Origin of the sequence: Flectobacillus sp. (assembly GCF_049240685.1) — a bacterium.
Lineage (GTDB): Bacteria > Bacteroidota > Bacteroidia > Cytophagales > Spirosomataceae > Flectobacillus.
This window is the reverse complement of record NZ_JBMLSD010000254.1, coordinates 22,526-29,799: the sequence shown is the minus strand read 5'-3', so window position 1 is coordinate 29,799 and position 7,274 is coordinate 22,526. Positions and strand designations below refer to the sequence as shown.

Annotated in this window: 5 protein-coding genes; 3 read left to right on the top strand and 2 right to left on the bottom strand. The window is 38.2% G+C overall.

The genetic code is table 11. The annotated features are described in order from the left end of the window. Positions 1–7: 7 nt before the first annotated feature. Both ACOVQ4_RS11785 and ACOVQ4_RS11780 read right to left on the bottom strand, forming a co-directional pair. The gene (locus ACOVQ4_RS11785) at positions 8–898 is read right to left on the bottom strand and encodes a hypothetical protein (RefSeq protein WP_421820840.1); all 891 of its coding nucleotides are present in this window, start codon (positions 896–898) and stop codon (positions 8–10) included. Between the two features lie 394 nt (positions 899–1,292). After that, complete coding sequence (locus ACOVQ4_RS11780) at positions 1,293–1,781, bottom strand: hypothetical protein (RefSeq protein ID WP_421820839.1); 489 nt, start codon at positions 1,779–1,781, stop codon at positions 1,293–1,295. A 243-nt stretch (positions 1,782–2,024) separates the two neighbouring features. Between ACOVQ4_RS11780 and secA the strand changes: the two genes are divergently transcribed. The 3 genes from secA to ACOVQ4_RS11765 all read left to right on the top strand — a co-directional run bounded on the left by secA (position 2,025) and on the right by ACOVQ4_RS11765 (position 7,258). Then, on the top strand, positions 2,025–5,399 hold the full coding sequence (gene secA, locus ACOVQ4_RS11775; RefSeq protein ID WP_421820838.1) for a preprotein translocase subunit SecA: 3,375 nt from the start codon (positions 2,025–2,027) through the stop codon (positions 5,397–5,399). Positions 5,400–5,777: 378 nt separating this feature from the next. Next, positions 5,778–6,167, top strand: a complete 390-nt coding sequence (locus ACOVQ4_RS11770; RefSeq protein WP_421820837.1) for a sugar 3,4-ketoisomerase — start codon at positions 5,778–5,780, stop codon at positions 6,165–6,167. Next, complete coding sequence (locus ACOVQ4_RS11765) at positions 6,164–7,258, top strand: DegT/DnrJ/EryC1/StrS family aminotransferase (protein WP_421820836.1); 1,095 nt, start codon at positions 6,164–6,166, stop codon at positions 7,256–7,258. The genes ACOVQ4_RS11770 and ACOVQ4_RS11765 overlap by 4 nt, the downstream gene beginning before the upstream one ends. The last annotated feature ends 16 nt before the right edge of the window (positions 7,259–7,274 follow it).

Genomic DNA, 7,274 nt, shown 5'->3' with positions numbered 1-7,274 from the left:
CGCTATCTTATTTTACATCAATCATGGGTACCTCCAATTGAACCAACGAGCTAACTACTGCTCCTTTTGTACTGGCGGGTTCCCAATTTGGCATTTTATACAATATGGCTAAAATTGCCTCGGAGGTTTTGATATCTAAAGACTTCATAAATCTAAATTGCTCCGAGCGTCCGTCTTTTCTTACGATAAACTGTACCAAAGTTTTATTTTGCTTTTCGGTATCCGTAACTTTCTTGATATTTCTGACCGATTTATCCCAAAAATTAGCAAAAGCCTTCGCTCCACCGGGAAACATCGCTATCTGATCGGGCTTCGTAAAAACCGAGTCACTGTAGGCCTCCTCTTCTAGTAGAGATAATACTCTCATCCCTCCTGAGTTGTACTGTTTTTTCTCTTCGTCGGTCAATGCTACCTCAGGGACTGCCTCCTTTACGATATATTCATACAAACCTCCTTCATTGTTGGAATTGTTGCCATTTGCGGCTCCAGACTTAGCTACCTCTGGTTTGGCCACGGGTTTCTGTAAAACGATTGTCTCTTTTACTTTCGCTTTTTTATCCATGATAGAACGCAATGCGGCCTCATCATCCTCTAGGTTTTCGTCATCATCAAAATCAGTGGCATTGATTACGTAATCCCGATTCAATGAGCTAAGCTTCAAATCAGGCGTATCTGATTGTACCGACTCGAGAAGCGCCACAGAAGATAAAAACGTTGAGGCTTCTAACATCCCTAAGGCATCAGTAATATTTGTAAAAGGAGATGCTGGTAAAACTAAAGCTTGGTTGGCGGGCAGCTTGAAGGAGAATTTACTAGCGTTTTTTTGGGAAGATTGAGCAAATGTGTTGGCGGTATAAATGCTTAATAAACTTAGGACTAATAGATACTTTTTTTTCATGTTTCAAATAAATAGTCTTAACGTGTGGGTAATAGAATTATTCGTTACAAATTCTATGCCAGTCACCTTAGCGTAATTTATTTAGTAATCATGTAGAGTTGTGTGCTTTAGGCAATAGGCTGTAAGCTGCAAGCCATAGAAGTAAAGTTGTTTTTATGAAATTATGACAACCTGTGCCTCACCAATGCTTAAAGTTTAAAGCCTAAAGCACACAAATTATGTTTTTGAGTTTTCGGCTTTTGGCAAAACATTTTTATCATTACTAAAAAACAATTTCACACTCTTTGCCTGTTGCTGTAAGCCAGATTTTTCAAAAATCATCAATATAATCAAGCATCACACTCAATTAGAGCTGACATACCTACGCTCTTGAATAACAGCACTCAACTCGCCGTCAAGGATATTGTAATTGTATTACTGTATCTTTTTTAAAATATCTTTGTACAGTTACATCCAAGCTACCTTCTTTTTTCTGAACCGTATTTTTAGGACTTACCTTGTCCCAAAAATCCCCTTTCTCTTCAACTAAGTCTACTATTTGTTTTTCGGTTGTAGAGTCATTTACTACTCTAGTAATTTCCAAAAGGTAATGGATTCGAGAGGTATCGATTACATTAGCCCATTTTTTGGTAATTTTACCATTCCATGCCATTTCTTTGATGGCGCTTGGTCCTGAAATTACCTTATTTTTATTTTTACTCGTCAAGTAATCAATGCCATAAACCACCAAAACTCCTAAGAAAATCAACGGTGTGATTTTGCCACTCAAAGGACTTTTCTCTGGGCGAGTCGAGCTGTTGCCAGAACCACCCATTAAATCTCCGAATAATGGCATTTTTAACTTTTGACGTGGTGGACGACGGCGAGGGGGAGTTTGTTCCATGATATTCAACAACTTACCTTTACAAAGAGGTATTTTAAATGATTTCTAAAATATGCTAAATCTTTTTCGAATGCAATATTAATTATAACGAAATTGTTTTTAAAAGGTTCTAATGAACTAAATTTGTAAGTAATTAATTTTCTGTAGGAAGACCAATAGGAATTTACAGGCTTTGTGTTTGAAAAAATACCCTATTTCAAAACCTCATTTAATAATCTCTAAAGATTAACGAATAATAGCAAAATGATAAATTATTTAACCAAGGCAGTCACAAAATTCTTTGGTACCAAGTCCGAACGCGACATCAAAGAACTCATGCCAATTGTAGAAAATGTCAAAGTTGAATATGCCAAACTTTCTAGTTTGACAGACAACCAACTTCGTCAAAAAACAGCAGACTTAAAAGCGCTAATTCAAGAACGTTTAGCCAAATACGATGCAGAGATTTCGGACTTCAAATTAGAAATCGAGGGCAACCCAGAAATGTCGGTAGACGTTAAAGAAAATATCTTTAACCAAATCGATAAATTGGAAGGCGAACGTAACAAATCGTTGGAGGTAGTCTTGATGGAAATTCTCCCTCAAGCTTTCGCAATTGTAAAAGAAACAGCTAGAAGATATACAGAAAACAAAAAACTTGAGGTAACCGCAACGCCATTTGATATTGAGATGGCCAGCCGTAAGAAAAACGTTGAGATTGTTGGAGATACCGCCATTTGGCATAACAAATGGATGGCAGCAGGCAACGAAATCGAGTGGAATATGATTCATTACGATGTGCAGCTGATTGGTGGTATCGTATTGCATCAGGGCAAGATTGCCGAAATGGCAACTGGTGAAGGTAAAACCTTGGTATCTACTCTACCTTCTTTCTTAAATGCTTTGGCTGGACAAGGGGTTCATCTTGTAACCGTAAACGACTATCTTGCCAAGCGTGACTCCGAATGGAATGCTCCATTATTTGAGTTCCACCAAATTACTGTTGACTGTATCGATAAGCATGAGCCCAATACGGATGCCCGTCGCAAAGCATATTTGGCGGATATTACGTATGGTACAAACAATGAATTTGGTTTTGACTACCTACGCGACAACATGGCACGTAGCCCAGAAGAACAAGTTCAGCGCAAGCACCACTATGCAATGGTCGATGAGGTTGACTCAGTATTGATTGATGACGCTCGTACGCCATTGATTATTAGTGGACCAATGGCTCGTGGCGATGAGCAAGACTTTGAAATTTTCAATCCATTAGTGGCTCGTTTGGTCGATCAGCAAAAACGAATTGTTCAGGAATTATTAGTAGAGTCGAAAAAGTTAATTGCAGCAGGAAAGAAAAAAGAGGGCGGTTTGTCATTATTCCGTGCTTTTAGAGGTTTGCCAAAAAGCCGTCCTTTGATTAAATTCTTAGGAGAAGTCGGCGTGAAGCAAATTATGCAAGAAACTGAGGCAATCTATTTGGCAGAAAACCAAAAATTGATGCCAGAGGCGGATGCTCCGTTGATGTTTACAATTGAAGAAAAAAACAATCAGGTAGAGTTAACCGAAAAAGGTCTTGAATTTATGGCAAGACTTATCGACGACTCAAACTTCTTTGTTATTCCAGATTTGTCGGTTGATTTGAATGCAATCGAAAAAGATGCTTCCTTAAATGAGCATGACCGCCTGGTTAAAAAAGAGGCATTAATTCGCGACTATTCGGCTAAAACTCAGCGTATCCATACCGTAAACCAATTACTAAAAGCCTATACTTTATTCGAAAAAGATGCAGAATATATCATCGATGAAGGTAAAGTGAAAATTGTGGATGAGCAAACTGGCCGTATTATGGATGGTCGTCGTTACTCAGATGGTTTGCACCAAGCAATCGAAGCAAAAGAAAATGTAAACATCGAAGATGCTACCCAGACTTACGCTACGATTACTTTACAAAACTACTTCCGTATGTATCACAAGCTTTGTGGTATGACGGGTACTGCCGAAACTGAAGCAGGCGAGTTTTGGACAATCTATAAACTAGATGTTGTTACAATTCCAACGAACAGAAAAATCTCTCGTAACGACCACGAGGATAAGGTTTACAAAACAGTTCGTGAAAAATACAATGCCGTAGCTCAAGAAATTCAAGAAATGGTAGAAGCAGGCCGCCCAGTGCTTGTGGGTACTACTTCTGTCGAAAACTCTGAGTTATTGAGTCGAATGCTTACCATTCGTAAAATTCAGCACAATGTACTCAACGCCAAGCATCATGCTCGTGAGGCCGATATCGTTGCAGAGGCTGGCCAAGCAGGTAAAGTAACAATTGCAACCAACATGGCTGGTCGTGGTACCGATATTAAGCTATCGCCAGAAGCAAGAGCTGCGGGTGGTTTGGCTATTATAGGTACAGAACGCCACGAGTCGCGCCGTGTTGACCGCCAGTTGAGAGGCCGTTCGGGTCGTCAAGGTGATGTAGGTTCTTCTCAATTCTTCTTGTCATTGGACGATGATTTGATGCGTAAATTTGGCTCCGACCGTATCGCTAAAGTAATGGACCGTATGGGTATGGAGGAAGGAGAAGTTATTCAGCACTCTATGATTACCTCTTCGGTCGAACGTGCCCAGAAAAAAGTAGAAGAAAATAACTTTGGTATTCGTAAGCGCTTGTTGGAATACGATGACGTTATGAACTACCAACGTAATGCTATTTACAAGCGTCGTCAAAATGCTTTGTTTGGCGAGCGTTTGTCATTAGACATTGCCAATACAACCTTTGATGTTTGTTCGGATATTATTCAAAACAATACCACGTTTGAAGAGGTTGAGCTTCGAGTGATTGAAATTCTTGGTATGGAGCCTCCATTTGAGCGTGAGGAATTTGCTAAGTTGAATACCCAACAACGTACAAATCGCTTGTATGATGCTGCCGAAAAGCATTATAATGCTAAGAACAAAGCTTTAGCCGCAAAAGTGATTGATTTTGCTAATGAGGCATTATCTCAAGGTTATCAAGGTATTCAAGTACCTATTACCAATGGTGTTCTTGTAACGGGTATTTTTGCTGATGCAAATGAAACTATTGCGACGAATGGTAAAAAGGTTATTTCGGAGATGGAAAAATTCATCGCGCTGAGTCTTATCGACCAAGAGTGGAAGGAGCACCTCCGCGATATGGATGACCTGAAACAGTCTGTACAAAATGCCGTTTTCGAACAAAAAGATCCGTTGTTGATTTACAAATTTGAGGCTGTCAAATTATTTGAGCGCTTCTTGAGCCGTATCAATGTAGATACTGTAAGTTTCTTGATGAAAGCCGATATGCCGAATTTCCAACAAGAAGCCGAACAACCTGTAATTCCTCAGGCTCCAGCACCTCAGCCAAAGTTACAAACACAAAAAGAGGACGCTATATCATCCTTAGTAGGTGGCTTGGCAGGGACATTTGATTCGGGTCTGGATTATATTGACCCGAGCGCTGGACAATCAGTAGAAAAAATTGCGCCAAGACAAGCAATAAAAATTGCTGATAGAAACCAAAGAGTTACTGTACAGTACCAAGATGGTACAATCAAAGAAAATGTAAAATACAAAACTGTAGAGCAAGATGTAGAAAAAGGCTTGGCAGTAGTAATAGCATAATCAAACAAAAAACGCCCGTAAAACGGGCGTTTTTTTGTAAATTAACCATTTTTATATTAAGTTCTATATCTAAAATACCCTCTAAGAGGGCTTCGAATTCGTTATTTTACTACAAAGGTATATTTTTTATCTTCATGATTCAATTATAACAAATGTTTTCGCATTTAATAACCGTTTAATCTATTTCATCACTTTCATAAGCAATTTTAACCTAAGATACCCCTTAGTATTAAATTATATTTAGTATTTTTGAGTTCTATAGTATAATACTAACATATATATCTTCTAATCAATTACATTATCGGTAAAAATGCTTCGATAATTGTACCTAATATACTTTATATTACCACGTCACTTTTTAAACCTTCGTTAATAATAGTGAGTCAATTATTACTATTGGATACATTCAGCTCTGATGCAGGAGATTTAACTGTATTTGAAAAAATTCTTCCTGGACATATAAGACGTGTATTTTATATTCAGGGGAAACAAGATGCTGTCCGAGGTGGACACCGTCACAAAGAAACTTGGCAAGCCTTAGTATGTATTTCTGGAAGTTGTCGTGTTCTAAACGATAATGGACAAAAACAAGAAGAGTTTATCCTTGATTCTCCACAAAAATGTTTGGTCTTAGCACCAGAAGATTGGCACGTAATGGACCAATTTTCTAGTGATGCTATTCTATTGGTGTTGGCCAATAGATTTTATGACAAAGACGACTATATTTACGAACCCTATACTCATACTCCTCTTACTACAATAATATGACAATTCCTTTTTTGAGCCTACAAAGTACCAATCAACCTTATCAGGAAAAACTCATTAAAAAATTTTCCGAAAAACTCGAAAAAGGATGGTTTATTTTAGGTCAAGAATTAATTGATTTTGAAAATAATTTTGCTCGCTATTGCGAATCGAATTATTGTATTGGTGTAGCCAATGGCTTAGATGCGCTTACAATCATCTTAAAAGCCTACAAATATCCCCCTAATTCCGAAATTATTGTACCCGCAAATACTTATATTGCTACAATTCTAGCCATCATCAATGCAAATTTAAAACCTGTATTGGTAGAGCCTAAACTTGATACCTATTTGATAGATCCAAATCAAATTGAACAAGCAATCACGCCTAATACTAAGGCTATTATGCTTACGCATCTGTACGGTAAATGTTGTGAGATGTCAAGTATTCAGCGTGTCGCTAATCAATATGGTCTACAAATATTTGAAGACGCAGCCCAAGCTCATGGCGCCAGTTATGAGGGTATTAAGGCAGGAAATTGGGGCGATGCCGCTGCATTTAGCTTTTATCCTTCCAAAAACTTGGGCGCTCTGGGAGATGGTGGCGCCATTACCTGCAATAATGAGGAGTTTTACAAGGCTTATTGCCAACTACGAAACTACGGTTCTTCCCAGAAATATGTTTTTGATGAAGTAGGACTCAATAGTCGACTAGATGAAATTCAAGCTGCTTTTTTAACGATAAAACTTGAGTTTTTAGACTTTGAGAATCAGGTACGACAGCAAATTGCTCGAACTTACCTAAATCAAATCAAGAATCCATCGATTGTGCTTCCTCCATCAAACTCAATTGATCAAGACGTTTGGCATTTATTTGTACTAAGAACCTCGCAAAGAGACAAATTGAGGGCTTATTTGTCAGAAGCAGGTATCGGTACTGATGTACATTATCCCATACCCCCTCATCAACAAAAGGCGCTTTCGCATTTGAATCATTTGAAATTACCAATCACTGAGAAAATTCATCGAGAAGTGGTTAGTATTCCTTTAAATCCTACTTTACAGGAAAACGAAATCGAGTATATAATCGATAAGATAAACTCTTTTAAAGGCTAAATACTTTTGTTATCCG